The 26,643-nt window shown below is 50.5% G+C and carries 27 protein-coding genes; 17 read left to right on the forward strand and 10 right to left on the reverse strand.

The genetic code is table 11. The annotated features are described in order from the left end of the window. Positions 1–235: 235 nt before the first annotated feature. Complete coding sequence (gene brnQ / locus BZJ18_RS13100; RefSeq protein WP_077457394.1) at positions 236–1,540, reverse strand: branched-chain amino acid transport system II carrier protein; 1,305 nt, start codon at positions 1,538–1,540, stop codon at positions 236–238. Positions 1,541–1,823: 283 nt separating this feature from the next. Between brnQ and BZJ18_RS13105 the strand changes: the two genes are divergently transcribed. The 3 genes from BZJ18_RS13105 (at position 1,824) to BZJ18_RS13115 (ending at position 5,676) form a co-directional block, all read left to right on the forward strand. After that, positions 1,824–2,555, forward strand: a complete 732-nt coding sequence (locus tag BZJ18_RS13105; protein ID WP_241824976.1) for a tRNA1(Val) (adenine(37)-N6)-methyltransferase — start codon at positions 1,824–1,826, stop codon at positions 2,553–2,555. 113 nt (positions 2,556–2,668) lie between these two features. Beyond that, the gene (gene srmB / locus BZJ18_RS13110) at positions 2,669–3,898 is read left to right on the forward strand and encodes an ATP-dependent RNA helicase SrmB (protein WP_077457396.1); all 1,230 of its coding nucleotides are present in this window, start codon (positions 2,669–2,671) and stop codon (positions 3,896–3,898) included. A 230-nt stretch (positions 3,899–4,128) separates the two neighbouring features. Further along, complete coding sequence (locus BZJ18_RS13115) at positions 4,129–5,676, forward strand: alanine/glycine:cation symporter family protein (protein WP_069586544.1); 1,548 nt, start codon at positions 4,129–4,131, stop codon at positions 5,674–5,676. Positions 5,677–5,743: 67 nt separating this feature from the next. Here the strand turns inward: BZJ18_RS13115 and BZJ18_RS13120 are convergent, their stop codons facing one another. Next, the gene (locus tag BZJ18_RS13120; protein ID WP_077457398.1) at positions 5,744–6,442 is read right to left on the reverse strand and encodes an oxidative stress defense protein; all 699 of its coding nucleotides are present in this window, start codon (positions 6,440–6,442) and stop codon (positions 5,744–5,746) included. A gap of 91 nt (positions 6,443–6,533) precedes the next feature. Beyond that, complete coding sequence (locus BZJ18_RS13125; protein ID WP_069586542.1) at positions 6,534–7,424, reverse strand: LysR family transcriptional regulator ArgP; 891 nt, start codon at positions 7,422–7,424, stop codon at positions 6,534–6,536. 155 nt (positions 7,425–7,579) lie between these two features. Here BZJ18_RS13125 and BZJ18_RS13130 point away from each other — a divergent pair, with 155 nt between their 5' ends. Then, a complete protein-coding gene (locus tag BZJ18_RS13130; protein ID WP_077457432.1) occupies positions 7,580–8,167 on the forward strand; it encodes a LysE/ArgO family amino acid transporter in 588 nt (195 codons plus the stop codon). 50 nt (positions 8,168–8,217) lie between these two features. Here the strand turns inward: BZJ18_RS13130 and BZJ18_RS13135 are convergent, their stop codons facing one another. The 5 genes from BZJ18_RS13135 to BZJ18_RS13155 form a co-directional block, all read right to left on the reverse strand. After that, on the reverse strand, positions 8,218–9,075 hold the full coding sequence (locus BZJ18_RS13135; protein WP_077457400.1) for a mechanosensitive ion channel domain-containing protein: 858 nt from the start codon (positions 9,073–9,075) through the stop codon (positions 8,218–8,220). Positions 9,076–9,255: 180 nt separating this feature from the next. Further along, complete coding sequence (gene fbaA, locus BZJ18_RS13140) at positions 9,256–10,332, reverse strand: class II fructose-bisphosphate aldolase (RefSeq protein ID WP_069591186.1); 1,077 nt, start codon at positions 10,330–10,332, stop codon at positions 9,256–9,258. 154 nt (positions 10,333–10,486) lie between these two features. After that, positions 10,487–11,653 (reverse strand): phosphoglycerate kinase, encoded by a 1,167-nt coding sequence (locus BZJ18_RS13145; RefSeq protein WP_077457402.1) that lies wholly within the window; start codon positions 11,651–11,653, stop codon positions 10,487–10,489. A gap of 65 nt (positions 11,654–11,718) precedes the next feature. Then, positions 11,719–12,735 (reverse strand): erythrose-4-phosphate dehydrogenase, encoded by a 1,017-nt coding sequence (gene epd, locus BZJ18_RS13150; RefSeq protein WP_077457434.1) that lies wholly within the window; start codon positions 12,733–12,735, stop codon positions 11,719–11,721. Positions 12,736–12,933: 198 nt separating this feature from the next. After that, positions 12,934–14,889: a ligand-gated channel protein gene (locus tag BZJ18_RS13155; protein WP_077457404.1), complete on the reverse strand. Its 1,956-nt coding sequence runs from the start codon at positions 14,887–14,889 to the stop codon at positions 12,934–12,936. A gap of 171 nt (positions 14,890–15,060) precedes the next feature. Here BZJ18_RS13155 and BZJ18_RS13160 point away from each other — a divergent pair, with 171 nt between their 5' ends. The 7 genes from BZJ18_RS13160 (at position 15,061) to ruvX (ending at position 20,870) form a co-directional block, all read left to right on the forward strand. Beyond that, entirely contained in the window at positions 15,061–15,999 is a 939-nt protein-coding gene (locus BZJ18_RS13160) for a LysR family transcriptional regulator (RefSeq protein ID WP_077457406.1), read from the forward strand. A 175-nt stretch (positions 16,000–16,174) separates the two neighbouring features. Beyond that, on the forward strand, positions 16,175–17,329 hold the full coding sequence (gene metK / locus BZJ18_RS13165) for a methionine adenosyltransferase (protein ID WP_069591183.1): 1,155 nt from the start codon (positions 16,175–16,177) through the stop codon (positions 17,327–17,329). Positions 17,330–17,472: 143 nt separating this feature from the next. Next, positions 17,473–17,976, forward strand: coding sequence for a SprT family zinc-dependent metalloprotease (locus tag BZJ18_RS13170; protein ID WP_077457408.1), 504 nt, complete (start codon positions 17,473–17,475; stop codon positions 17,974–17,976). A gap of 114 nt (positions 17,977–18,090) precedes the next feature. Further along, positions 18,091–18,822: a 16S rRNA (uracil(1498)-N(3))-methyltransferase gene (gene rsmE / locus BZJ18_RS13175; RefSeq protein ID WP_077457410.1), complete on the forward strand. Its 732-nt coding sequence runs from the start codon at positions 18,091–18,093 to the stop codon at positions 18,820–18,822. Positions 18,823–18,843: 21 nt separating this feature from the next. Beyond that, positions 18,844–19,788 (forward strand): glutathione synthase, encoded by a 945-nt coding sequence (gshB, locus tag BZJ18_RS13180; RefSeq protein ID WP_077457412.1) that lies wholly within the window; start codon positions 18,844–18,846, stop codon positions 19,786–19,788. Positions 19,789–19,878: 90 nt separating this feature from the next. Further along, a complete protein-coding gene (locus tag BZJ18_RS13185) occupies positions 19,879–20,445 on the forward strand; it encodes a YqgE/AlgH family protein (RefSeq protein WP_069591178.1) in 567 nt (188 codons plus the stop codon). Next, entirely contained in the window at positions 20,442–20,870 is a 429-nt protein-coding gene (ruvX, locus tag BZJ18_RS13190; protein ID WP_069591176.1) for a Holliday junction resolvase RuvX, read from the forward strand. Before BZJ18_RS13185 ends, ruvX begins: the two co-directional genes overlap by 4 nt. Here ruvX and BZJ18_RS13195 read toward each other — a convergent pair. Next, positions 20,867–21,985: a PilT/PilU family type 4a pilus ATPase gene (locus BZJ18_RS13195; protein ID WP_069591175.1), complete on the reverse strand. Its 1,119-nt coding sequence runs from the start codon at positions 21,983–21,985 to the stop codon at positions 20,867–20,869. The genes ruvX and BZJ18_RS13195 overlap by 4 nt on opposite strands. Positions 21,986–21,993: 8 nt before the next feature. Continuing rightward, positions 21,994–23,019 carry a type IV pilus twitching motility protein PilT gene (locus BZJ18_RS13200; RefSeq protein ID WP_077457414.1) on the reverse strand — a complete coding sequence of 342 codons (1,026 nt, stop codon included), beginning with the start codon at positions 23,017–23,019 and terminating at the stop codon, positions 21,994–21,996. A 23-nt stretch (positions 23,020–23,042) separates the two neighbouring features. On the opposite strand from BZJ18_RS13200, the gene BZJ18_RS13205 reads away from it, so the two are divergent. The 6 genes from BZJ18_RS13205 to rdgB all read left to right on the forward strand — a co-directional run bounded on the left by BZJ18_RS13205 (position 23,043) and on the right by rdgB (position 26,641). Beyond that, complete coding sequence (locus tag BZJ18_RS13205) at positions 23,043–23,744, forward strand: YggS family pyridoxal phosphate-dependent enzyme (RefSeq protein WP_077457416.1); 702 nt, start codon at positions 23,043–23,045, stop codon at positions 23,742–23,744. Between the two features lie 84 nt (positions 23,745–23,828). Then, positions 23,829–24,647, forward strand: coding sequence for a pyrroline-5-carboxylate reductase (gene proC, locus BZJ18_RS13210; protein ID WP_077457418.1), 819 nt, complete (start codon positions 23,829–23,831; stop codon positions 24,645–24,647). A gap of 16 nt (positions 24,648–24,663) precedes the next feature. Further along, on the forward strand, positions 24,664–25,218 hold the full coding sequence (locus BZJ18_RS13215) for a YggT family protein (RefSeq protein ID WP_069591171.1): 555 nt from the start codon (positions 24,664–24,666) through the stop codon (positions 25,216–25,218). Beyond that, positions 25,218–25,514, forward strand: a complete 297-nt coding sequence (locus BZJ18_RS13220) for a DUF167 family protein (protein WP_069591169.1) — start codon at positions 25,218–25,220, stop codon at positions 25,512–25,514. The genes BZJ18_RS13215 and BZJ18_RS13220 overlap by 1 nt, the downstream gene beginning before the upstream one ends. A gap of 61 nt (positions 25,515–25,575) precedes the next feature. Beyond that, positions 25,576–26,016 (forward strand): DUF4426 domain-containing protein, encoded by a 441-nt coding sequence (locus BZJ18_RS13225; RefSeq protein WP_069591168.1) that lies wholly within the window; start codon positions 25,576–25,578, stop codon positions 26,014–26,016. A 28-nt stretch (positions 26,017–26,044) separates the two neighbouring features. Continuing rightward, positions 26,045–26,641 carry an RdgB/HAM1 family non-canonical purine NTP pyrophosphatase gene (rdgB, locus tag BZJ18_RS13230; protein ID WP_077457420.1) on the forward strand — a complete coding sequence of 199 codons (597 nt, stop codon included), beginning with the start codon at positions 26,045–26,047 and terminating at the stop codon, positions 26,639–26,641. Positions 26,642–26,643 lie beyond the last annotated feature (2 nt).

Below are 26,643 nucleotides of genomic sequence, written 5' to 3' on the forward strand. Positions count from 1 at the left end.
AGATAGCGTTAGTGGTGAGCTATCTAAGAAAATGTGGCTTTAACATGGCGGATATAAGGCAAATACTGGCTTCTATCCGCCAATTTAGGCGTTGGTCGGTAACGACCACTCTCTAACAAAAAATATCGCGATCGCGGCCTACGGCCGCTTATCAAAAAGAACCCCGCCTAAAAAGGCGGGGTTCGTCAGCAATCTGAACCGCGCCTGAGCGCGGTTTTTTTATTGGATAAGGTCGTTACGCTTGCGCGAACTTGTCCGAACTGGTCCCAAGCCATTTCGCCACGATCATGGCCGCCACGGTCGGGAGCAACCATGCCATGCCGACATCGAACAATGGCAGGAAGTTAAAGGCGCTCATATCCACACCCATCACTTTCACCGCATCGAGTAGGCTAAATAACAAGGCCACACCAAGTACGACACGATAACCCAATGCTGGGTTTGGCAACCAGCGACGGATAAAGGTCAAACCGATCAGGGTAATCGCAACCGGATACAGGGCAAACAATACCGGCACTGAGATCGCGATCAGTTGTTTAAGGCCCACGTTTGCAACAATTGCACACACTAAAGACACCACAACCACCCAGCGGCGATAGGTCCAACGGGTCAAGGTGCTAAAGTAATCGGCGCAGGCGCTTACCAAGCCAATCACTGTAGTGAGACAGGCCAAGCCAATAATCGCCGCCAAAATCATTTGCCCCACAGGACCAAACAATGCATTGACGTAGGCGGCCATGATTTCGCCACCATTTTGGGTCCCAGCGGCCACTTCACTGGCAGTCGATCCCAAATAGAACAGAGAAATATAAACAAACGCCAAGCCGGCTGCCGCAATCACGCCTGCGTAAATCAGATACATACAGGTAGTTTTATTGTCTTCGATGCCTTTTTTGCGAATCACATCGACAATCAGCATACCGAACATCAGTGCCGCAAAGGTATCCATGGTGTTGTAACCTTCGAGGAAACCTGTGGTCAGCGCGTTGTTCACATAGGCGCCTTGCGCCGCTGCCACGTCACCCTGAGGATTGACAATTACAGCAATCGCGAGAATTGCCAACGCCGCGAATAGCAGTGGAGTCAGTAGCTTACCAATCGAGTCAATCAATTTGCCCTGAGAGAGTGAGAAAAACATAGCAACGGCAAAAAAGACGATGGAGAAAGTGGTCAGTTCGACTTGGCCTGGCTCGAGCAAAAAGGGCTTAAAGCCAATTTCGTAAGCAACGAGCCCAGCACGAGGCGCAGCAAAAGCAGGACCGATAATGATAAAAATCAGCACCGCCATTAACGTGGCGAGTCCCGAGGGTAAATCACGCGTCAGGCCTTTCCAGCCGCCACCAGCGATGGCAACCGCAATGATACCAACCAGCGGGAGACCAACAGCCGTGATCAAAAAGCCCGTCATGGCGGATGTGAAGTGTTCACCGGCTAGCATGCCAGCTTGAGGCGGGAAGATGATATTCCCTGCGCCTAAGAAAAAGGCGAAGGTCATAAAACCTAACGCTAAAATATCAACTAATTTTAAACGCTTAGTCACGATTAATTCCTACAGCTTTAGATGGTGTTTGCAATGAGTAATGATTCGCCCAGCTGAAACCTAGATTTATAATATTTTGTTTCATACAACGGGCAGAATTTAGAATAATGAACAAGATCACCATCACAGTAAAGCCATAGCAGCAAAACCTTGTGATCTTCTGTTTTAAAAGTAACAGTTAGCTCAATAAACTGGCTGTGATGTTAAAAGCGATATTTTTTAACAGCCCCAACCAGTAACAGATTGATTACACAATAGTAAAAAACACTGCTCTGTGGGCAGGATGAATCAAGCGGATAAAGGCAACCCAGTGAGCGAATTTCGATTCAAACAATTTAGCGTGACTCAAGACAACTGTGGGATGAAAGTCAGTACCGATGGAGTATTGCTGGGCGCTTGGGCTGAGCCCAAACAGGCGAAAAATAGTCTCGATATTGGCACAGGAACCGGCCTCCTGAGCTTGATGCTTGCGCAGCGTTTTCAACATTTATCGCTCACCGCCATCGAGTACGATCCCGCCGCTTATGCCTGTGCAACCCGAAACGTGCGTGTCTCCCCCTTTGCAGCGCAAATTCAACTTCGACAAGGCGACATTACACAGTGGCACACGTGCACACGCTTTGAGCATATCGTATGTAACCCTCCTTATTTTACCAGCGGACAAACCGCACGCGATGCCAAGCGTGCCACGGCTCGGCATGCACACACATTGACGCATGAGGCGCTGCTTCACGTGCTCGCAGCGCGGTTAACCCCAAGCGGATGTGCCGATCTTATCTTACCCATTACCGAAGGCGAGCGATTGATTGCCGATGCGACACAATATGGTCTGCACCTACATCGTCAGGTGTACGTTCACCCGACCCCTAGCAAACCCGCATCACGATTACTTTTTACCCTCAGCCCCACGACGCATCCATTGATCTCTGATACGCTGGTGTTACGTGATGACCATAACCACTTTACCCCCGCGTTTGCTGCATTAACGCGCGATTTTTACCTAAAATTGCCTTAGTCAGTACACACCTTTCTGGTGGTCACTCGGTATGATCTATTTACTGATACTCTGCATATCGACGCGATTTACGTATATAATGCCGCTCTTAACTGTCCTTGGAGAACAACCCTGTGCGAAGCTTTGCCGAACTTGAGCTCGATCCTGAATTGCTCAGTGCCCTCGACGATATGGGCTATCAACGTCCAACGCTTATCCAATCCGAGGTTATCCCCCACGGGATGGATGGACGCGACATTTTAGCCTCTGCGCCAACAGGTACAGGCAAAACCGCCGCCTTCTTGTTGCCGATGTTACAGCACTTGCTCGACTTTCCTCGCCAAAAGCCTGGACCGGCGCGCGTGCTGATTTTGACCCCCACCCGAGAGCTCGCGATTCAGGTCGCTGACGAAGCGCGTGCCTTGGCAGTCAACACAGAGCTCAAGATTTTCACCATCACCGGCGGTATTTCTTATCAAGATCATGCAGAACAGTTAGGCAAAACACAGGATATCGTCGTCGCCACACCGGGGCGACTCATGGAGTACATTGAGGCAGAGCGCTTCGACTGTCGCGCCATCGAGTGTTTAGTGTTAGATGAAGCCGACCGCATGCTCGATATGGGATTTGCCAGTGCGGTAAACCGTCTCTCTGATGAATGTCAGCGTCGCAGTCAAACTATGTTGTTTTCCGCCACACTTGAAGGTCGCGGCGTCACTGGATTTACCGAAAGCTTGTTGACCGACCCTGAGCTGATCAATGTGGAGCCACCCCGCCGGGAGCGCAAAAAAATCACCCAGTGGTATCACCGCTGTGACGATCTCGCGCACAAACGCGCCTTGCTGAAACATATTCTTACCGAGCAAGCCGAGCGCGCCATTGTGTTTGTCAAAACACGCGAGCGTTTAGCCGATCTGCGTGATTACATGCAGTCACAACAACTGGATTGTGCGTGGATCCAAGGTGAAATGCAGCAGGCCAAACGCAACAATGCAATTAGTCGGTTTAGTGAAGGTAAAGTGAACGTCTTACTGGCTACCGATGTCGCCGCACGCGGTATTGATGTGCCAGATATTACTCACGTGATTAACTACGACTTACCGCGTACCGCGGATGTCTACTTACACCGCATTGGTCGCACAGCACGCGCAGGTAAAAAAGGCTCGGCCTTATCATTGGTAGAAGCCCATGATCAGCCGATGATGGAACGTATTTCGCGTTACATGGATGAAGATGTTAAAGAGCGAACCATTGATGGCCTGAAGCCAAAACATAAAAAAGCAGAGCATAAGAAGAAAAAGAAGAAGCAAACCGGTAAAAAAGCCGTTTCTGCTAAAAAGCCGAAAAAGCGTAATAAGAGCTAGACAGCCCTTACCTGCTGAGACTGCTTGATTGTCCATCGCTTATATGAAGGAGGCCACATAAGGCCTCCTTTTGTTTTGTTATCCCGCCTATTTTTCTGAACACAAAACGATCAGATTCACACATCAAAAAGTCAAATGACACAAAATATTAACAATTGAGCACCAAATCAGTTTAAGATGCGGGTGGATAAAAAAACAATATGATGCAAACACAGTAGAAGGAACTCACTATGCAATCGTTTGTCGATTTCTTAAATAGCATCATTTGGAGTCCAGCGCTGATCTATACCTGCTTAGGTGCCGGCCTGTTCTACTCCATTTTGACGCGTTTCGCACAAGTCCGTCACTTTTCAGAAATGTGGCGCTTACTCTTCTCCAATAAAAGCTCAGCAAAAGGGATTTCGTCCTTCCAAGCACTCGCCGTCTCACTCTCGGGACGTGTCGGTACCGGTAATATCGCAGGGGTTGCTGCCGCAATTGGGTTTGGTGGCCCAGGTGCGGTGTTCTGGATGTGGGTCGTCGCCTTTCTCGGTGCGGCTACCGCGTATACAGAGTCAACCCTCGCACAAATTTATAAAGAAGAGGATAACGGTGAGTTTCGCGGCGGTCCGGCCTACTACTTTGAAAAAGCGTTAGGTCAAAAGTGGTACGCCATTTTATTTGCGTTCGCGACCCTACTTGCATGTGGTGTGATGCTGCCGGGCGTGCAATCCAACGCCATTGGTAACGCAGTAGAAACCGCCTTTGGTTCTGGGGCTATGGTTGATACCGCGATGTTTGGCGCCCTAGAGGTGTCGAAAGTCATCACCGGTGCCTTTATTTCGGTTGTACTTGGCTTCATCATTTTTGGTGGTGTAAAGCGTATTGCCCACTTTACTCAAATCGTTGTGCCATTTATGGCGCTTGCTTACATCATCATTGCGTTCGTGATCATCTTGCTGAACATCAGCGAGATCCCTGGTGTGGTAGCTATGATCATTGGCGATGCCTTTACACCGATGGCAGGTGCCGGTGCAGCGATTGGCTGGGGTGTAAAGCGTGGTGTCTACTCTAACGAAGCTGGACAAGGAACTGGCCCTCATGCCGCCGCCGCTGCCAACGTTGAGCACCCGGCACAGCAAGGTTTAGTGCAATCATTCTCCGTCTATATCGACACCCTGTTAGTTTGTTCTGCCACCGCGTTTATGATCATCATTACCGGAGCTTATAACGTACATGGTGCGGGTGACGCCTTTATCGTGCAAAACCTCGCGTCATCTGTCGCAGCAAACAGCCCTGAGTTTACACAGCTAGCGATTGAACAAGCGATGCCAGGCCTAGGTAAACCCTTTATCGCCTTTGCACTGTTCTTCTTCGCATTCACAACTATCTTGGCGTACTACTATATTGCCGAAACTAACGTTGCCTACTTGCGCCGTACCTTCAAAGTACCCGGTATGATGTTTGCGCTTAAAATTGTGCTAATGTCAGCAGTGTTCTATGGGTGCGTACGTAGCGCGAACCTGGCGTGGGCATTTGGTGATGCTGGTGTCGGTCTGATGGCATGGCTCAACATTGTCGGTATTATCATTATCTTCTTTATTGGTAAACCGGCACTCAAAGCACTTAAAGACTATGAAGAACAACAAGCGAAAGGGGTTGAGACCTACACGTTCGATCCTGTGAAATTAGGGATTAAGAATGCAGACTATTGGGAACAACGCCTTGCTCGTCGCCAACAAACGCAAAGCGACCAAGCAGAAGATGGAAAAGGTAAGCCGGTGAATCCCACCGCGTAACCACCGCTTAGTTAGCCGCAATAAGGGCGCCCATCGGCGCCCTTTGTATTAATGAAGAGAGGCAGGATTAATCGTCAAGACGAAAAATAATATCTACTTGATCACGCACTTCCATCGTTGCATCTTGATAACTGGCTGCCACATCCGCGTTGGCGCCGCGCATTTCAGTCTGCATCATGACCGGGCGAGGCGAGCTTGAGCGATAGCGAATCTGCCATACGCCGTCCAGCTTCATCGCTAAACTCTCGGCCAGTGCGGCTGCTTTTTCACGTGCATCCTTCACCGCAGCCTCTCGGGCTTTCGCTTCTAACGCAGCATAATCACTGCTCGTCAGTTGAATATGGCTAATACGGTTTATACCATCGCCTAACGCACCATCCAGCACCGCGTTTAGATTAGTGAGATCATTTAAGGTCACCGTCACTTGACGCTCAGCGCGGTAACCCGTTAATTCTGGAGCTTTATCTTTGGGATACTGATAACGTGGTGACAGGTTAATATGCGCACTTTCTATTTGTTCACGCGCAACGCCTTGCTTATTCAGTCGGTTGATAAACTCAGCCACCGCCTTATCCGAAGCGAGTTTAGCGGCTTTGGCGCTTTTTCTTTCTGATACTACAGCAACATGGATCATCGCCATATCTGGCTTGGCTGTCACTTCACCGACCCCTGTGATTTCAAGATGGGGAAAATCGATATTAGCCATGGCGGCAGGCGCCATCACCAGTGCACTGGTCAACAGCACCATTGCTTTGAGTTTACGCATACGGTCTCCTTAAATGAGTTCACGATTTTACTGACACTCAGGTAAGACTCTCGATGAGCCAAAAGGCTCCCTGTGTTCGGTCAATTTCCGGTTAAGATTGCACTAATGCACGCTGTGCCGCTTGTTGGCAAGCATGGGTCATTTCCGATAACACACCACTTTCCATTGCCCAATAGTGCCAATAAAGATGCCGGGCCTCGACTTTACCCGGCATCACATCGATCAAAGTCCCCTCCTCGAGCTGCTTTGATACCATTAAACGGGGTATTAAACAGTACGCCATGCTTTTACTTGCCATCGCGACAAAGGCCTCAGACGAGCGAACAATATGACGCCGCCACCCAGCGGCAGGCATCGCAAAATAGGACGCAAGAAAGTCCGCGTGCATATCATCATGTGCATCGAAAATGACGGCGGGTGCCGCCATTAAAGCCTCCCTATCAATCCCTTGGGAGAAATATCGCTGTGAAAATGCAGGGGTTGCCACACAGCTATAGTCCATGCGACCCAAATACAGACAATCACATCCATGCATGGGTGTGGAGTCTGTGCTAATGGCTGCAATTGCCTCACCACTTCGCATCCGTTTCAAGGTGCGGCTCTCATCTTCAACTAGCAAATTGAGATCAATCGCTTGCGAGGCTAACAAGGGGGCGAGAGCCGGTAGCAACCATGTCGCTAGGCTATCAGCATTGGTGGCAATTGATACCGAGAGTACGGAGCCATCCGCGTCTGGAGCAAGCTCTGGCAATGTCTCTTGCTCCAAAAGCTGAACACGCCGGTACAAACCCAGTAAACGCTGCCCAATCGGTGTCAGCCGAGGAGGCTGCTCGCGAACCATCACAGGCTGCGCAATTTGTCGCTCCAGTTGTTTAATCCGCTGCGAGACCGCCGATTGGGTAATAAACAACGCCGCAGCGGCACGCTCAAATCCCCCTAAGGTGATCACCGCGTCTAACGCTTCTACGCCTCGATAGTCCATTCACACCCCCATAAGTTAGACTAATTAACCATAAATATAATTAAGTTCACTTAATAGCCATCCCTGCTTAAAGTGGGAGTCATACCTCGTGATAAAAGGATCAAACCGTGAGTAGTTTTTTTGTGGCACTCCAAGGCTTGGGGCTAAGCCTAACCATGATTATTCCTATCGGCGCACAGAATGCCTACGWGATTAACCAAGGGATCAGCCGTGAACATCATATGACCACCGCTTCCATTTGCTTTCTATGCGATATCATACTGATTTCAAGTGGTATTTTTGGCGGAGGCGCATTACTGGCTAGCTATCCGGTGTTGCTCAACACCATTACATTAGCCGGCATCGCATTTTTAACTATGTATGCATGGCAATTTATTCAAAATGCTCGCCAGCCTGCCGAGAACGATGTGTCCACGCCCACGATGAGCCGAGGTCGACGTGCCGTGATTATCGGCGCACTAGCAGTGACGCTACTCAATCCACATGTCTATTTAGATACGGTGGTCGTCCTAGGTGCCATTGGTGGACAGTTTGCCTTTGATGAGCGTGTTGCCTTTACGGTAGGCGCATTACTCGGCTCTTGCTTATGGTTTTATGGCTTATCCGCAGGGGCGGCGCGCTTATCCCCTTGGCTATCTACCCCGTCGATTCGCCGCCTGCTCGATATCTTAATGGCCAGTATGATGCTTTTTGTCGCGATAAAACTCGCATTAGGCTTATACACGCGCCTCGTCGCAGGATAAAAAAACGGCACCCATTGGGTGCCGTTTGATGATCAACGTTAAAGCGCAAGTTATTCACTCACATCGCCGCGGTTAATATGTACACTCATCTGCGGGAATGGGATCTCAATATTGTGCTCGTCCAAAGCTTCTTTCATCGACTGCAGTAGCTCGTAATACACGCTCCAATAGTCGCTGGTTTTCACCCAAGGGCGAACCACAAAATTCACGGATGAGTCCGCCAGTGTCATGACACCAATTGTCGGTGCAGGATCTTTCATGACCAGAGGATGATTGGTCACCACCTCGGTTAAAATGGCTTTGGTCTTTTTCAGATCCGCGTTGTAAGACACGCCAATGGTGTAATCAATACGACGTGTCGCATGTTTAGAGTAGTTGGTGATTGGACTACTGATCACCGAGCCATTCGGCACCACCACCATCTTATTGTCAGGCGTGGTCAATACTGTGGAGAAAATTTGAATCGACTCGACCGAACCGGCAACGCCTGCCAATTCGACGTAATCACCTGATTTAAATGGACGAAAGGTAACAATTAAGACACCAGCAGCAAAGTTGGCTAGTGAGCCTTGCAAGGCCAAGCCTACCGCTAAACCTGCCGCACCGAGAATCGCGATGACAGACGCGGTTTGTACCCCAATCCGGCTGAGCGCGGCAATCAAGACAATGATAAAGAGTAGATAACGCACCAAGCCGTGAATAAACTCCACCACCGCGTTATCCATTTGACGCTTACGCATCACCGCAGCCAGTGAATTGGCCAAGCCTTTCACCACGAGGTTACCGATAATTAGGATCAGTAACGCAGACAAAATGTTCACGCCATACTGGATCAATAGATCTTGGTGATCGACAAACCATGTTTGCGCAAACTTAGCGCCTTCTACTACCGCGTTTTCCTCACTCATTCCCTTGTCCCTCTTTTTGGACCATCAATGATAACGCTATGCTAACAGGCTTTGGCCTACTTGTGTCTAGCTTTGTAGCACGAAACTGAGACAGTTATAGGCGACGTGTCCGAAGTGGTACCCAATCAGGTATAAAAAAACCCGCCAAACGGCGGGTTTTGATGACCGGAGAAACGATACTTACAGTACGTCAATCGCGTTAAGGTCAGAGAATGCTTGCTCGAGACGGGCAACCATAGATTCTTGACCTTTGCGTAGCCATACGCGTGGGTCATAGAATTTTTTGTTTGGTTGGTCGTCGCCTTTCGGGTTACCGATTTGGCCTTGCAGATAGGCTTCGTTCTCTTGGTAGTATTGACGAATACCGTTCCAAGTTGCCCACTGGGTATCGGTGTCGATGTTCATTTTGATCACACCGTAACCGATAGACTCTTCGATCTCTGCTTGTGAAGAACCCGAACCACCGTGGAATACGAAGTTCAGTGCGTTTGGTGCTAGACCAAATTTCTCTGCACAGTAAGCTTGAGAATCACGCAGGATGGTTGGTTTTAGAACAACGTTACCTGGCTTGTAAACGCCGTGTACGTTACCGAATGAAGCGGCGATGGTGAAACGGTGGCTAACTGCAGACAGTTTCTCGTACGCGTAGGCAACTTCTTCTGGCTTGGTATAAAGATCGGCGGTATCAACATCGCTGTTGTCCACGCCATCTTCTTCACCACCGGTGATGCCCAGTTCGATTTCCAGCGTCATGCCCATTTTGTCCATGCGCGCTAGGTACTCAGCACAGATTTCCATGTTCTCTTCCAGTGACTCTTCAGACAGGTCAATCATGTGAGAAGAGAACAAAGGTTTACCGTGTTCTTTGTAGAAAGCTTCACCAGCGTCTAGCAGACCATCAATCCATGGCAGCAATTTTTTCGCAGCGTGGTCAGTGTGCATGATCACAGGCACACCATAGACTTCAGCCATCGCGTGTACATATTTTGCACCCGCTACTGCGCCTTTGATTTGAGCTTCTTGACCGTCTAGCTTCAGGCCTTTACCTGGGAAGAAGCCAGCACCACCGTTTGAGAACTGGATAACAACCGGTGCTTTTACTTTCGCAGCGGCTTCCATCACAGCGTTGATAGAGTCAGTGTTCACCACGTTGACTGCTGGCAGCGCAAATTTGTTCTCTTTGGCGACTTCAAATACTTTCTGAACGTCATCGCCCCAGATAACGCCAGGTTTTACAAAATCAAAAACTTTAGACATGGCTCTCGTCCTATTAACTCGGGTTGTCTTTGCTTAAACTTCGTGAAGGTGCCACAGCACCTTAACTAGAAATAGTGCAATCGTTTACGACTCGGCCTATTGTAGTCAAACGAATGCGAAAACGGGAGACATCGCTCCCGTTTTATCACGTCAATTACGCGTCTTTGGCACGTGCTTCTAGCATTTCTACCGCTGGTAGTGGTTTGCCCTCAACAAACTCGAGGAACGCACCGCCACCTGTGGAAATGTATGATACGTCAGCTTTGATGCCAAACTTATCGATGGCAGCCAAGGTGTCACCGCCACCCGCGACAGAGAAGCCTTCTGACTCTGCAATCGCTTGTGAAATACCCTTAGTGCCCGCTTCAAAGTTCTTGAATTCAAACACGCCTACAGGGCCATTCCACAGGATGGTTTTGGCATTTTTCAGAATGTCAGCCAGTGCTTGGGTAGATTCTGGGCCTAGGTCGAAGATCATGTCATCGTCTTGCACGTCTTCAACACGCTTGATCTCAGCTTCTGCGTTTTCATCAAACGCTTTGGCACACGCCACATCTGTTGCCACTGGAATATGACACTCTTCCATCAGTGATTTCGCAGTCTCGACCAAGTCTGCTTCGTAAAGAGACTTGCCTACATTGTGACCGGCTGCAGCGATAAAGGTGTTGGCGATACCGCCACCGACAACGAGCTGATCCGCCACGGTTGACAGAGATTTCAGCACAGTCAATTTGGTCGATACTTTTGAACCACCCACAATCGCCACCATTGGGCGCGCAGGGTTGTCCATCGCTTTACCCAGTGCGTCTAGCTCGTTCGCCAGTAGTGGACCTGCACAGGCAATCGGTGCATGCATACCCACGCCGTGAGTCGATGCTTGCGCACGGTGTGCAGTACCAAATGCGTCCATCACAAACACATCACACAAAGCCGCGTATTGTTTTGATAAAGCTTCGTCGTTCTTTTTCTCGCCTTTGTTAAAGCGTACGTTTTCCAGAACCACCAGCTCACCGGCATTAAGCTCAAGGCCATTCAGGTAGTCTTTGGCCAAGCTAACCTTGCAATCCAATGCATCGTCAAGGTAGTTCACAACAGGCTGTAACGAGAATTTGTCTTCAGGCTGGCCTTCTTCAGGACGGCCAAGGTGAGAGGTCACCATCACTTTCGCACCTGCTGCCAGGCAGTGCTTGATGGTTGGTAGTGACGCCAAAATACGCGCGTCAGATGTGACTTTGCCATCTTTCACTGGCACGTTGAGGTCTGCACGGATAAAGACACGCTTTCCGGCAAGATCCAAGTCGGTCATCTTAATTACAGACATAAGGTCCTCTCTATAAGGTTGCAAATTGAAACTGACTTAATCAGGGCGATACCCCCACTTGCTGGCTACTGCGTTGTCGCTGCCATGGCAAGGGTGGTATCCAACATTCGGTTGGCAAAACCCCACTCGTTGTCACACCAAACCAGCGTTTTAATCAGCTGATGGTTACTCACCCGCGTTTGTGACCCATCGACAATGGCGCTGTGTGAGTCATGGTTGAAGTCAATCGACACCAAGGGCGCTTCGGTATAATCCAGGATACCGTCTAATGTACATCGAGATGCGGTTTGCAGAGCTTGATTTACGTCATTAACTTTCACTTTAGTACGTACAGTGACACTTAAATCCATCGCTGTCACGTTTATCGTCGGTACTCGGACCGAGATCGCCTCAAACTTGTCAGAAAATTTCGGAAAAATCCTACCAATCCCGACATGTAATTTGGTGTCTACCGGAATAATAGACTGACTTGCCGCACGTGTGCGACGCAGATCGGTATGGTAGGCATCGATCACTTGTTGATCATTCATCGACGAGTGAATCGTGGTAATAGTGCCTGACTCAATGCCAAAGTGCTCATCCAGCGCTTTAATCACAGGCACAATGCAGTTGGTGGTACAAGAACCGTTTGAGACGATACGATCATCGCTGGTCAGTGCTTCGTGATTTACACCAAAAATAACCGTACGATCGACATCTTGGCTGGCGGGATGGGAAAACAGTACTTTTTTCGCCCCCGCGGCAATGTGAGCCTCACCATCGGCGCGCGTGCCGAATTTACCGGTACAGTCGAGCACAATATCGACATCGAGGTCGCGCCAAGGCAAAAGGTGGAGTTCGGATAAGTGAAGAAGACGAATGCTGTCAGTAGCAACGAACAGATGTTCTTGATTGAAAGACACCGGCCACCCGAAACGCCCATGGCTGGAGTCATACTGCAGCAGGTGGGCCATCGCTTCTGGTTCCGCGAGTTCATTGATCGCCACCACTTGGATGCGATCCTGTTTGCCGCTTTCATACAAGGCGCGCAATACACTGCGACCTATGCGACCAAATCCATTAATTGCGACTCTTAGTGTCATGTCCATCGGTGCTCGTTTGACAACGCCGCCCAGTGTATCTCAAGCACGTAAAAGACGCACGTCTTATGTGAGGCCAATCACGTGCCTGATCACTCTATCCCATCCAAAAACGCCCGTTTGGCAACAGGCCAAAACGGGCGCGGCAGTGTTATCGCTGTCTCTATCCCGGATAAAAGAGACAGACAGGTCGGAACTTCCTTAGAAGTGGATATTCATCCCTACCCAGTAGCGACGCTCATCGCTGATATAACCGTAGTCGTCATAGTCCAGCGATTTATCCAGCAGATTGTATATCGCCCCTTGCAACTCAATGGCATCGGTCAGTTGGTAGTTCGCCCCAGCATCCACCATGGTATACGCAGGTTCGATATTGCTGCGCGATGATGGGCCCGTTACCGGATCCATTTCTTTACCACGGTAAGTCACGCTCGCCCATGGGCTGAGTTTTTCGGTCGCTTGCCAATTCACTTCACCATGCGCTAGCGATTTCGGGATCTGGTTAAGTGGCTGCCCTTTATACTCACCGGTTTTTTGTTCCGAGTCGGTATAGGTGTAGCTGGCACTTACATCCACGGTATCACCGATGGGCACGAAAATACTCGCTTCCACCCCTTGGGTAACCGCTTCATCCACATTGACACGATAAGTTGGATCCGAGCCCCATTTGTTTGGTCCCGCAGTACATACGGTATCGGGGCACGTCACACGGGTGATCTTGTCTTTAAAGTCATTGTGGAACACACCAATCGACCCCGTGATGCCGTTATCCCCTTGATAGTTGAGGCTCAGCTCGGTATTCACGGATGTTTCAGGGTCAAGGTCGGGGTTACCGTAGATATTACCGCCACGACTCACCTGGGCCCAGTTAGGCGTAATTTCGCGAAGCTGCGGAGACTTAAAGCCTGTCGCCACCCCACCTTTTACAATCCAGTTATCAGTAACTTGATAAACCCCATACAGGCGAGGGCTGGCGTGGTAATCGTAGTTTTCATCGTGATCGACACGAAGCCCTAAAGTCACACTCAACGGCTCCAAGACGCGCCATTCGTCCTCAACAAAAATCGCTGATTGCGTATTATCGATACTGGTCTTGGTCGACGCTTGGTTGGAGGTAAAATCTTCCAACTTTGCATAGACAACAGAGCCACCAACCGTCAGGGTATGTGCCTCGAAATCACGCACTAAGCTGGTTTTAAATTCGGTATTTTCGATGGTCATTTCGCGGCTTTTATTCCGACTCTGCTCGTATTGCAAGTGGCTGTCAGACCATCCCCAGTCCCAATTCCCTTTGTGGCTGACGGCTATCGACTGACGCCGATATTCATTATTACTGTTCTCACAGCTGCCGCGACAAAGGCTATCGTCACTCGGTACGGAGCGGCCGACATGACCACGGCGATCTTGTGCGTTGACGCCGAGGTCAAGCTCCCAACGGTGCAAATCATTATGATCGTAAGTCAAGGTGGTGGATAAAGAGCGTAATGACTTATCTTCATAGCCGTACTGGATATCATCTTCTTGGCGCTGCGTGTTTTGACCCGTCAGTTTCAATCCAACTTTGTCACTTAACATGCCTGATAGGTAAAAGTTCGCGCTTTGCTCATCGCCCGATGCGCGATTTTCTTGCATCACGGTGCTCAGCTGCACGTTACCGTGCCAATCTTGTTCACCACGACGCGTAATAATATTGATAACCCCCCCAATCGCATCCGAGCCATACAGGGTTGACATAGGGCCACGAATGACCTCAATACGTTCAATCGCTTGTAGCGGTGGCAGCCACCCCTGCTCAATACCCGGGCCGTCACTGTTAGGGCGCGTTTCACGGCTTGAGGTTCGTCGGCCATCCACCAAAATCAGGGTATATTTTGAAGCCATGCCGCGAATACTGATGTCCGTCGTATCACCACCGCCGGTCACCACCACGCCCGGTACCCGTTTTAATGCGTCGGTCACATCACGATAGTAGCGCCCTTCTAACTGATCTCGGCTAATCACACTAATACTGGCAGGTGCTTTGGCAGTCACCTGCTCAAACCCAGAGGCGGTGATCACCATGGTTTCCGTGTTGGCTGCCTCAGCGGCAGAAAGTGAGGCTACAGGCATTCCCGCTAATACCATCCCAACCATAACGGGACGAAGACGACTAGACATATCTTACTCCATTATTTGATAATAATTATCATTTGATTAGTGAGAATTATTCATATTAGAGTAAGGAAACCCAGCCCTAAAACTGGAACAACTTGTTCCAGTTTTAGAACGTGAAACAAGTAAGCGTTTATTTCATCTTACTGATAAAAAAGAAAAATAGGATAAAGAAGCATGCAGGACCTTGCCGCTATCCGTGCGTTCGATGCCCTTTGCCGCCATCAAAGCTTGACCGCAGCGGCTGACGCACTCCACCAGCCCAAATCGACCATTAGTCGGCGGCTGGCACAATTAGAAAGTGACCTTGGCCAAGCGTTAACCCAACGGCAGGGAAATCGGTTGGTGCTCACTAAAGCCGGCGAAACCTTTTCGCGCTATTGCTCGCAAATTTTGGCCCTGGCAGAGGAAAGCCAAGAAGCCATTCACGGTCTGAATAATGAGCTAAAAGGGCCAATTGAAGTCATTTGCCATCCGGCGCTCATGCGTGGCTGGGCTGGCCCTTTACTGAATCATTTTTTAACCGAGCATCCCAAAGTGTCCATCACCTTAACCAGTGAGCTGAGTGCACAGCGTATCCAAGCGGCTGATATTGTTATCTGGGCCGACGATGTGATGCTCCCTAGCAATTGTCGCACCCAAACACTGGGTCACTGGCACTACGGCATTTACGCCTCGCCCGCGTATGTTCAGGTATATGGTCCGTTTTCACACCCCTCCGCGTTGGATGATCACGCTTGGCTGGATGTGTTTGCGTTGCGCCGACGTGGACTCACACTGTTTCATTCCCATCAGGCTCCCTATCATTTGAGCGCGCTTCCCAGCCGGTTTAACTGCGATATGGTTGCGATTCAAATCGATGCGATTGCCAACGGACAAGGTGTCGGCCTGCTACCCACATGGAATGCTGAAGGGTATCAGGCGCATCATCCAGACAAGATTATCCGCTGTTTGCCACACTGGCAGTCGGCCGCGGTACCGATTCGATTATATAGCGCCTCGGGGCGACTGCCTTTGCGCATAGAAACACTAGTGGAGCGATTTATCACTCGCGCTCCCAAAGCGTGGACAGATGCTCAGATGGCCGATGATGTTATGCCTGTAGCCGTCGAATAACGCCTTACCGCGCAATCGTTTGCTATACCTAGATAGATAGCGCTATGCATCAACTTGCTTGCGTTTGTCACAATTACGAATAGAATAGACGTCTAGAAGTTAAAACATCTGAGATGATCGGCGATCGATTTCGCCTCGTATCGTCGGTATTCTTGATAAACAATGAGAGTGTCACATGGCTAAGCACCTGTTTACTTCAGAGTCTGTCTCTGAAGGCCATCCAGATAAAATCGCAGACCAAATTTCAGACGCCGTTTTGGATGCAATTCTTGAGCAAGATCCAAAAGCGCGCGTTGCCTGCGAAACCTATGTAAAAACCGGCATGGTAATGGTCGGCGGCGAGATCACCACCTCAGCGTGGGTCGATATTGAAGAGCTGACACGCCAAACGGTTCGCGACATTGGCTATGTACACTCAGACATGGGCTTTGATGCCAACTCGTGCGCGGTGCTCAACACCATTGGTAAGCAGTCGCCAGATATTAACCAAGGTGTTGACCGTGCCGATCCCAAAGATCAAGGCGCAGGCGACCAAGGCATTATGTTTGGTTACGCAACCAACGAAACCAATGTCCTTATGCCTGCCCCGATCACTTACTCGCACCGTTTGGTCGAGCGCCAAGCACAAGCGCGTAAAGATGGCACCCTAGATTGGTTGCGTCCAGACGCCAAAAGTCAGGTCACTTTTGCGTACGACAACGGCAAGATTGTCGGCATCGATGCGGTTGTGCTTTCTACTCAGCATTGCGACAGCGTCTCTACCGAGACCCTGCGTGAAGCGGTGATGGAAGAGATTATCAAGCCTGTTCTTCCTGCCGAATGGCTGACCAAAGAAACCAAATACTTCATCAACCCAACAGGTCGTTTCGTAATTGGTGGCCCAATGGGCGACTGTGGTCTTACTGGCCGTAAAATTATCGTCGATACCTACGGCGGTGCCGCCCGTCACGGTGGTGGTGCATTCTCCGGTAAAGATCCATCGAAAGTTGACCGCTCAGCCGCCTATGCGGCACGCTATGTGGCGAAAAACATTGTCGCTGCCGGTCTGGCGGACCGCTGTGAAATCCAATTGTCTTACGCGATTGGTGTCGCCGAGCCGACTTCTATCATGGTCGAAACCTTCGGTACCGAAAAAGTGGCCCCTGAAATCATCATCAAGGCGGTGCGTGAAAACTTCGACTTGCGCCCATACGGTCTGCAGGAAATGCTTGATCTGCTACAACCGATTTATAAGCAAACCGCCGCGTATGGTCACTTTGGTCGTGATATTTTCCCTTGGGAAAAAACCGACAAAGCCGAGCTATTGCGCGAATTTGCTAAACTTGGTTAATCTTGGGCTAACGCTCATTGTGCGCAAAGAAAGGAAGGGAAGCAGCGGCTTCCCTTTTTTAATCACCCATGTGCTGTGACACGTGTTAAATGACGCATGTTACGTGACCCCAAGACGTTAACTCGAGTGAGGTAACGATTGCCATGCCCGCAGTCTCTGAACCACTGGCTGATGCCGTTTTTGAACGAGTACGCGAGTGCATTGACATCGCCAACCACCAGCTCGGTATTCAACTGACTTATCCCGACATCGGCCTGTCGCTGCGGGGACGTGCCGCCGGCACAGCGCATCCCAGCCAATGGCGATTACGTTTTAATCCCGTGCTGCTTCAACAGTCTCCTCACGTGTTTTTTGAGGAAGTGATCCCGCATGAAGTCTGTCACCTCGTCACCTTCGCATTGTATGGACGCGTTAAGCCTCACGGCTCACAATGGCGCACCTTGATGGAAACCGTGTTTCAGGCACCAGCCAACACCACCCATCAACTCGATATTACCGCCGTTCAAGGCAAAACGTTTGCCTATGCGTGCCACTGCGGGGAAGTGGCCTTGACCGTACGGCGCCACAATAAAGTGCAACGCGGTGAGGCGAGCTACCGATGTAAACGCTGTCACCAAACGCTGATGCCGGTGTCTGCCGTACTCTAGTCGCGTTTTTCTCGTCTTGGTTTTTTTCGTGTCTGTCCCCATATCAACACAAGCCTCCCAGTCACAGAACAGCGTGTTACACTGGCAACTTATTGATCACGGAACTCAAGCATTATGCGTATTCCTCGAATTTATCACCCAGACCCTTTGCCATCGCAAGGCGATGTGACGCTCACCGACGATGCGGCCAATCACATTGGACGCGTATTGCGCATGCAGCCAGGCCAAGCCGTGCTGCTTTTTGATGGCAGTGGCGCTCAGTTTCCCGCCACTTTAAGCGATGTCACTAAAAAACAGGTGTCCGTGACCATCAGTGCACGAGACGATCACAGTGTGGAGTCGCCACTTGACCTCGAGCTTGGACAAGTGATTTCGCGCGGCGAGAAAATGGAGTTCACCATTCAAAAGTCGGTCGAACTGGGCGTCAATGTGATCACTCCGCTGATATCAGCGCGGTGCGGCGTGAAGCTCAATGCAGAACGACTCGAGAAAAAACGCCAACAATGGCAAAAGATCGCCATTGGCGCCTGCGAACAAAGCGGCCGTAATCGCGTCCCAGAAGTTCGTCCTGTGATGATGTTGGAGGCGTGGAGCCAAGAAGCCTTTGCCGGACTGAAGCTTAACTTACATCCTCGCGCCTCATATTCCATTAATACGCTGCCAGAGCGTCCATCGAAGCTACGCTTGTTGATAGGCCCAGAAGGTGGACTGTCCGATGAAGAAATCGCCATGACGCGCGATTGTGACTTTAAAGAAATTTTACTCGGCCCCCGCGTATTGCGGACCGAAACCGCCGCACTGACGGCCATTACCGCTTTGCAGGTTCGTTTCGGTGATTTGGGTTAGTTGGCGAACAGGAGAATCAAGATGAAAATTGGTGTAGTGATGGATCCGATCTCGGCCATCAATGTAAAAAAAGATTCCACGTTTGCCATGATGTTGGCAGCACAAAAACGCGGTTGGGAAGTGCATTATATCAACATGGATGATATGTCGATGTTGCAAGGTGCGCCGTACGCGAAAACCCATCAAGTCTCGCTACAAGACGATCCGAACGATTGGTATCAAATTACCCACACTCAAACACAGCCACTGAGTGCGTTTGATGCCATCCTGATGCGTAAAGATCCCCCGTTTGATACCGAATATATTTACGCGACTTATATGCTCGAGCGCGCCGAGCAGGCGGGTGTATTGATTGTTAACAAACCGCAGAGCTTGCGCGATTGCAATGAAAAGCTGTATACCGCGTGGTTCCCAGAACACACTCCGACCACATTAGTGACCCGTCGTGCCGACGAGATCAAAGCATTCCAGGCCGAACATGGCGATGTGATTTTAAAACCGCTCGATGGCATGGGCGGCGCATCTATCTTTCGAGTCAAACAAGGCGATCCAAACCTGTCGGTAATTATTGAAACCCTGACCGAGCACGGCAGCCGTTTTTGCATGGCGCAAACCTTCGTGCCTGATATCAGCAATGGCGACAAACGTATCTTAGTGGTCGATGGTGAGCCGGTGCCGTACTGCTTGGCGCGTATTCCTGCCGATGGCGAAACACGTGGTAACCTTGCCGCTGGTGGACGTGGTGAAGCCCGCCCCTTATCCCCTACCGATTGGGCGATTGCGCGTGCGGTTGCGCCAACACTTAAAGAGAAAGGCTTAATTTTTGTCGGCCTTGATGTCATTGGCGACAAGCTGACTGAAATCAACGTCACCAGCCCCACTTGCATCCGCGAAATTGATGCAGCGTGTAATATCTCGATTGGTGATTTGCTGATGGATGCCATTGCAACACGTTGCCAAGGGTAAGTCAGTGGGCGCATTTAATGCGCCTATTTTCACCTAACTTTGTTTTTTAGCGCATACTCAAAGTACGCGCCTCAACGGGAGAACGGCGATATGAATCTGAAAAATCATTTTTTAGTCGCAATGCCAAGCATGACCGATAGCCGTTTTCAACATGGTGTGATTTACGTGTGTGAGCATAACGATGACGGCGCGATGGGATTGATGATCAATCAGCCTATCAATATCTCGGTGGGCAAAATGCTCGACCAAATCGAGGTTGAACGCCAGCTTCCGCTCTCACAAGCCAAAGATAGCCTGGCGCAACCCGTACTGTTTGGTGGCCCAGTATCGGAAGATCGCGGCTTTGTGCTCCACCGTGCAGATCGAAGCTTCGGCACGAGTATCCCACTGTCTGATGATCTTGCGGTCACTACTTCCAAAGACATACTGTCTATTTTGGGGACTGATGAGCAGCCCGACCAATTTATTGTCGCGCTCGGCTATGCCGGATGGGAGCCCGGGCAGCTTGAGCTGGAGTTAGCCGAAAACAGCTGGTTAACCTTGGAAGCCGATCCCAAAGTGATTTTTGACACTCCCCTTAGTGAGCGTTGGCAAAAAGCCCTTGATCAACTGGGGATCAACGCGGCGAATTTATCTTCAGAAATAGGACACGCATGACTTCACACACCGTGCTTGGGTTTGATTATGGCGTCAAAAGTATTGGCGTTGCGATCGGTCAATCGTTAACGGGAACTGCACGCCCTCTATGTGCATTAAAAGCCCGCGATGGGATCCCCAATTGGGAAGAGATCGCGTCATTACTCAAAGAGTGGCAACCCGATGTTTTGGTGGTCGGCTTGCCACTTGACTTGAATGGTGAACCACTAGAGACCATCACCCCGCGCGCCCGCAAGTTTGCCAACCGTCTGCATGGACGTTTTGGTTACCCTGTCGAGCTGCACGACGAACGGCTTTCAACCCGAGAAGCCCGTGCAGCATTGTTTGAACGTGGTGGCTATAAGGCGCTACAAAAAGGCGCGGTCGATGCACAATCTGCGGTGGTGATTATCGAAAGCTGGTTTGAACGCCAATACGCCGATTAATCCAGCGAGCCCGCTCTTTCAATCCGTACATGATCCAGTGCGCTGCCCGGCGCACTGTGCTTAGCACCGGTTTTGATCATCAACTTCAATTCATTGGCCGAGTCGGCATGTCGCAGCGCCTCATCCTCGCTGATACTCCCTTGCACATAAAGCGCATACAGCGATTGATCAAAGGTCTGCATACCAAAATGCTCCCCGCTCAACATGGCTTTTTTCAACGCGTGTAGTTCACCATTACGGATCAGCTCTGCCACATGCGCGTTATTGATCAATAATTCAAAGGCACCATGCCGCCCAACCCCATTCACACCCGGTACCAACTGTTGAGCGATAACACCTTTTAAGTTCATCGACAAATCAAACAAAAAGGTCTCTCGCTGTGCTTTAGGCATCAAGTGTAATGCCCGCTCCAGTGCTTGATAGGCGTTATTCGCATGTAAGGTGGCCAAGCAAAGATGGCCCGTTTCCGCAAACTGAAGCGCGAAGTTCATGGTTTCTGGCGTTCGTATTTCACCAATTACCACCATATCTGGCGCTTGCCTGAGCGCATTTTTTAGCGCTGTTTCATAATCTTGGGTATCGATACCGATTTCGCGTTGGCTGACAATGCATTGCTGATGCTCATGAACAAATTCAATCGGATCTTCAACCGTTAGGATATGGCCTTGCCCATAGTGATTACGAAACCCCATCATCGCCGCCATGGTTGTCGACTTACCCGACCCCGTCGCTCCAACCACTAAGACCAAGCCTCGCTTTTGCATCGCAAGCTCTTCGAGCACCACTGGGGTGCCTAACGATGACAAACGCGGAATCTCGGTTTCTATGCGGCGGATCACCATACTGGGCATATCACGCTGCCAATAAGCACTGATCCGAAAACGCCCAACACTGCGTTTTACCGCAAAGTTCGCTTCCCGCTTGGTAATAAATTGCTGCTTTTGTTCCTCGTTCATCGCACTGTTCAACATGACGTTGATTGCCGCCAGCGACAACGGCGAAGACAGAGGTTTTAAGCGTCCATCCACCCGTAACATCACAGGCGCATCCACAGAAATATACGCATCCGAGGCGGTGTGCTCTTGCATCGCCACCAGCACACTACTGAGTTTCATGCTTCCTCCTAAAGCGCACGTAATACGCGATCGCGTTGTTCAGGCGCGATCGTCCCTTGCCCGACTAAATCGGCCAGTGCTTGCTCCATGGTTTGCATCCCTTGATTGGAGCCGGTTTGAATCATCGACACCATTTGCGCGACCTTATCCTCACGGATGAGGTTACGAATCGCTGGGCTTGCGATCATGATTTCATGCGCGGCCACGCGCCCACCTTGCGCTGTTTTTATCAGCTGCTGAGACACAACCGCCCGCAGTGAGGCTGAAAGCATCGAGCGGACCAGCGGCTTATCACTGCCGGGAAAGACATCAATAATACGGTCGACTGTTTTTGCGGCGCTTGACGTATGCAAGGTGCCGAATACCAGATGTCCAGTTTCCGCCGCCGTTAACGCCAAACTAATGGTATCGAGATCTCGCAGCTCTCCTACCAAAATCACATCGGGATCTTCACGCAACGCCGAACGCAGCGCTTGCTCAAACGATAAGGTATCGCGCTTCACTTCACGCTGATTAATCAAACTTTGTTGCGGGTGATGGATAAACTCAATCGGGTCTTCGATGGTGAGAATATGCTTAGGGGCGTGGCGGTTAATGTGATCAACCATGGCCGCCAATGTGGTGGACTTCCCCGAGCCCGTCGGGCCGGTGACCAACACTAATCCATTTGAGAGCCGAGCAAAATCCGCAAAAATCTCGGGTGCATGGAGATCCGCCAAACTAGGGACTGTCTCGGGGATCACCCGAAATACCGCCGCGCAGCCGTGTTGCTGATGAAATGCATTAACCCGAAAACGTCCCACAGACTGCATATGAAATGAAAAATCCACTTCCAACTGCGCTTGAAATTCACGCTGCTGGTTATCATTCATCACATCCAAGACCAATTGATTGACCTCTTGATGGCTCAACGCTGGCAAACTCAACTTGCGCACATCGCCATCTACCCGCACCATAGGCGCCACTCCCGCGGAAAGATGTAGATCTGACGCATTATGTTTTACACTAAAGGCCAATAGCTCAGTGATATCCATTCATTTTCCTCGCAGAATCAAGTATGTGTAGTATCGAGAAAAACATTGAACAGGTCATGGAACACATAGACCGCGCAACGCAAAAATGCGGCCGACCCGAAGGTTCGGTGCAATTGCTTGCGGTGAGTAAAACCAAGCCCATCGAAGCCATCGCAGAAGCGTTGGCGGCAGGACAACACGCGTTTGGTGAAAACTACGTACAAGAAGGCCTGGAAAAAGTGCAGCATTTTGCTCAGCATGCCGCACATTCCGCATTGGAATGGCACTTTATTGGCCCCATTCAGTCCAACAAAACGCGTCAAATTGCCGAGCACTTTGATTGGGTGCATTCGGTGGACCGCTTAAAAGTCGCTAAACGTTTGAGTGAGCAACGCCCCGCACATTTACCCGCCCTGAATGTGTTGGTGCAAGTGAATACCAGCGGGGAAATGTCAAAATCAGGGGTCGCGTTTGAGGAGGCCGAAGCGCTGGTTGAGGCGATAGCTCAGTTACCGAATCTCACCGTAAGGGGGTTGATGTCGATTCCTCAACCTGAAACCGACTATGCCCAACAATGTGCCGCCTTCGCCCCTTTGGCTGACATGTTTTCAGCATTAAAAGCAAAGTACGAGAGTGTCGATACGCTATCAATGGGGATGAGCGGCGACATGGAAGCAGCGATTGCATCCGGAAGCACCATGGTACGAATTGGGACTGCGGTATTTGGGGCGCGAGAAAAACGCTAACGCGCGGCGAGAAAAAGAAAATAGAACGACACGTGACGTGCTGGTTATCAGCATCAGGTACCACCAACAATAGGAACGTCATTCATGGAACATCGCGCACTGACTTTTATTGGCGCAGGGAACATGGCTCGCTCCATTATCGCGGGCTTAATTCAATCGGGCTACCCAGCCTCAGCGATCACGGCGGCGTCACCAAGTGCCTCGCCGAATAGCGGCTTGCAGGCCGAATTGGGTATTCAGACCACCGCCGATAATCTTGCCGCATGCCAAGGGGCTGAGGTGGTGGTATTGGCGGTCAAGCCACAGCTGATGGCGCAAGTGCTCGCCTCGCTGACTGACGTCGATTGGCAAAACAAATTAGTGATTTCGATCGCCGCAGGGATCCATGCCGATCGCTTGATGGCGATGGCAGGCACAAAACTCAACCTCGTTCGTGTGATGCCCAATACCCCCTCTTTAGTTGGACAAGGGATGAGTGGCCTTTACGCCGTCCCTACTGTGTCGAATGAGGATCGTGATTATGCGGGCGCACTCATGCAAGCTGTCGGTGAGATCTGCTGGGTCAACCAAGAATCTGACATCAATGGCGTGATTGCGGCAGCTGGCAGCGCACCCGCGTATTTCTTCCGATTTATGGAAGCCATGCAGCAAGAAGCGATGCAGCAAGGCTTTGACGACCACACCGCACGTCGTTTGGTGCAACAAGCGGCGCTTGGCGCTGCGCAAATGGTGGTAGCCAACCCGGATATCGGATTAGGCACTCTGCGCGAACAAGTGACCTCCAAAGGGGGCACAACCGCTGAAGCATTGCGTGTGTTTGACGAAAACCGGATCGGTGATATTGTCGCGCAGGCCATGCAAGCGGCAGTTAGCCGTGCCGAACAAATGGAAAAAGAATTTTAATCACTAAGGCGACGATATGAATGCAATGACCTTTCTGATCAACACCGCGTTTGATCTTTACATCATGGTGGTGCTGTTGCGCGTTTGGCTACAATTAGCCCGTGCCGACTTCTATAATCCTTTCTCCCAGTTTGTGGTGAAAGCAACCCAGCCTGTTGTCGGACCGCTACGTCGTCTGATCCCAGCACTGGGCGGTTTAGATCTCGCTACCGTGCTCTTTGGCTACCTGTTAATGGTCGCGAAGTTTGCCGTGCTCGATCTGGTGGCGGGTAATCCATTGACGCTAAGTGGTGGCATGTTTATTTTCTCCGCCATCGCACTCCTAAAAGCCGCCGGGAAACTGCTGTTCTGGGTGCTGATTCTGCGCGCCATTCTCAGCTGGGTCAGCCAAGGGAATAATCCGGTTGAATACGTGTTCCACCAACTGACTGAGCCCGTGTGTGCGCCGGTACGTCGTGTCATCCCACCGATTGGCGGGCTCGATTTAAGCATCTTGGTGGTGTTTATTGCGTTACAGTTTATCAATATGCTGATTGGCGATTTTCTCGGCCCAGTGTGGTACGCGCTGTAATGCCCGTCCGTGTTGATACTGAGACAGGCGCAATCACATTGCGCCTGTACGTACAACCCAAAGCAAGCCGAGACCAGTGTCTGGGCCAGCATGGCGATGCGCTTAAGATCGCCATCACAGCACCACCCACGGATGGCAAAGCCAATGCCCATTTATGCCGCTGGCTTGCCAAGCAGTGTAAGATCGCAAAAAGCAATGTGACAGTGACCCACGGGTTAACAAATCGACACAAGCAAGTGCAGATTGATGCGCCCCAACAGCTTCCTGATTGGCTAACCCCGTATCTTCCCCACTGATCACTCATCGTCAATTATCCGTATTCAGGCGAGGCGACTCGCACGACAACAAGGAAGAATTATGCGTACATTTACGGTAATGCTGGTCAGTTTTCTGAGTCTATTCTCGCTGTCAGCGTGGTCAGGACAATACAAAGAGGTGGGTGAGCTCGAAGTGCACTACAACACGATCTCGACGACCTTTTTAACCCCAGAGATCGCAAAGCAGTACGACATCACGCGAAGTGGCTACCGAGGACTAGTGAATATCGCCGTGCTTGATAAAATGCAGCTCGGCAAACCGGCGGTCAGTGCGACCTTAACAGGAAGCGTGAAAAACCTCGTTGGCAACAGCCGTGAGCTAGACTTCAAGGAAATACGTGAAGGTGAGGCGATTTACTACATTGCTACCTTTGCGGCTGACGATGAAGAAACGTATCAGTTTCATATCGAGTTAAACGCCCAAGGCAACCGATCCGCCACCTTGGACTATCGCTACAAATTTTACGTTGATACCCCTTAATCGGGCTTTAAGCAAATAGGTACTATTCATGAACAAAGTTGTACTCGCCACCGGCAATGCTGGAAAAGTAAAAGAAATGGCTGGCTTACTCAGCGAGTTCGGTTTTGAGGTCTTGCCTCAGAGCGATTTTGCCGTCAAAGATGCCGATGAGACCGGAACCACGTTCATTGAAAATGCCATTATCAAAGCCCGCCATGCGGCAAAAATTACTGGCCTGCCCGCCATCGCAGACGACTCAGGTCTGGAGGTGGACTACCTCAATGGCGCGCCTGGGGTCTATTCTGCCCGTTATGCAGGTGAACAAGCGAGCGACAGCGACAATGTCGTCAAACTGCTAGAAGCGATGCAAGACGCACCGGATGCGCAGCGTACCGCACGTTTCCACTGTGTGCTCGTGTATATGCGCCATGCCAATGATCCTACGCCTCTGGTGTGCCATGGTGTGTGGGAAGGCAAAATTGCCCACCGCCCTCAAGGTGACAATGGCTTTGGTTATGATCCTGTGTTCTTACCCCATGACCAACAGTGCACCGCCGCAGAAATGCCCGCATCAGAGAAAAAACAGCGCTCCCATCGCGGCCAAGCGCTCAATCACTTATTCAACGCGTTAAAAGCGGCCCAGTAAGC

This window comes from Salinivibrio sp. IB872 (genome assembly GCF_001995345.1).
Taxonomy (GTDB): Bacteria; Pseudomonadota; Gammaproteobacteria; order Enterobacterales; family Vibrionaceae; genus Salinivibrio; species Salinivibrio proteolyticus.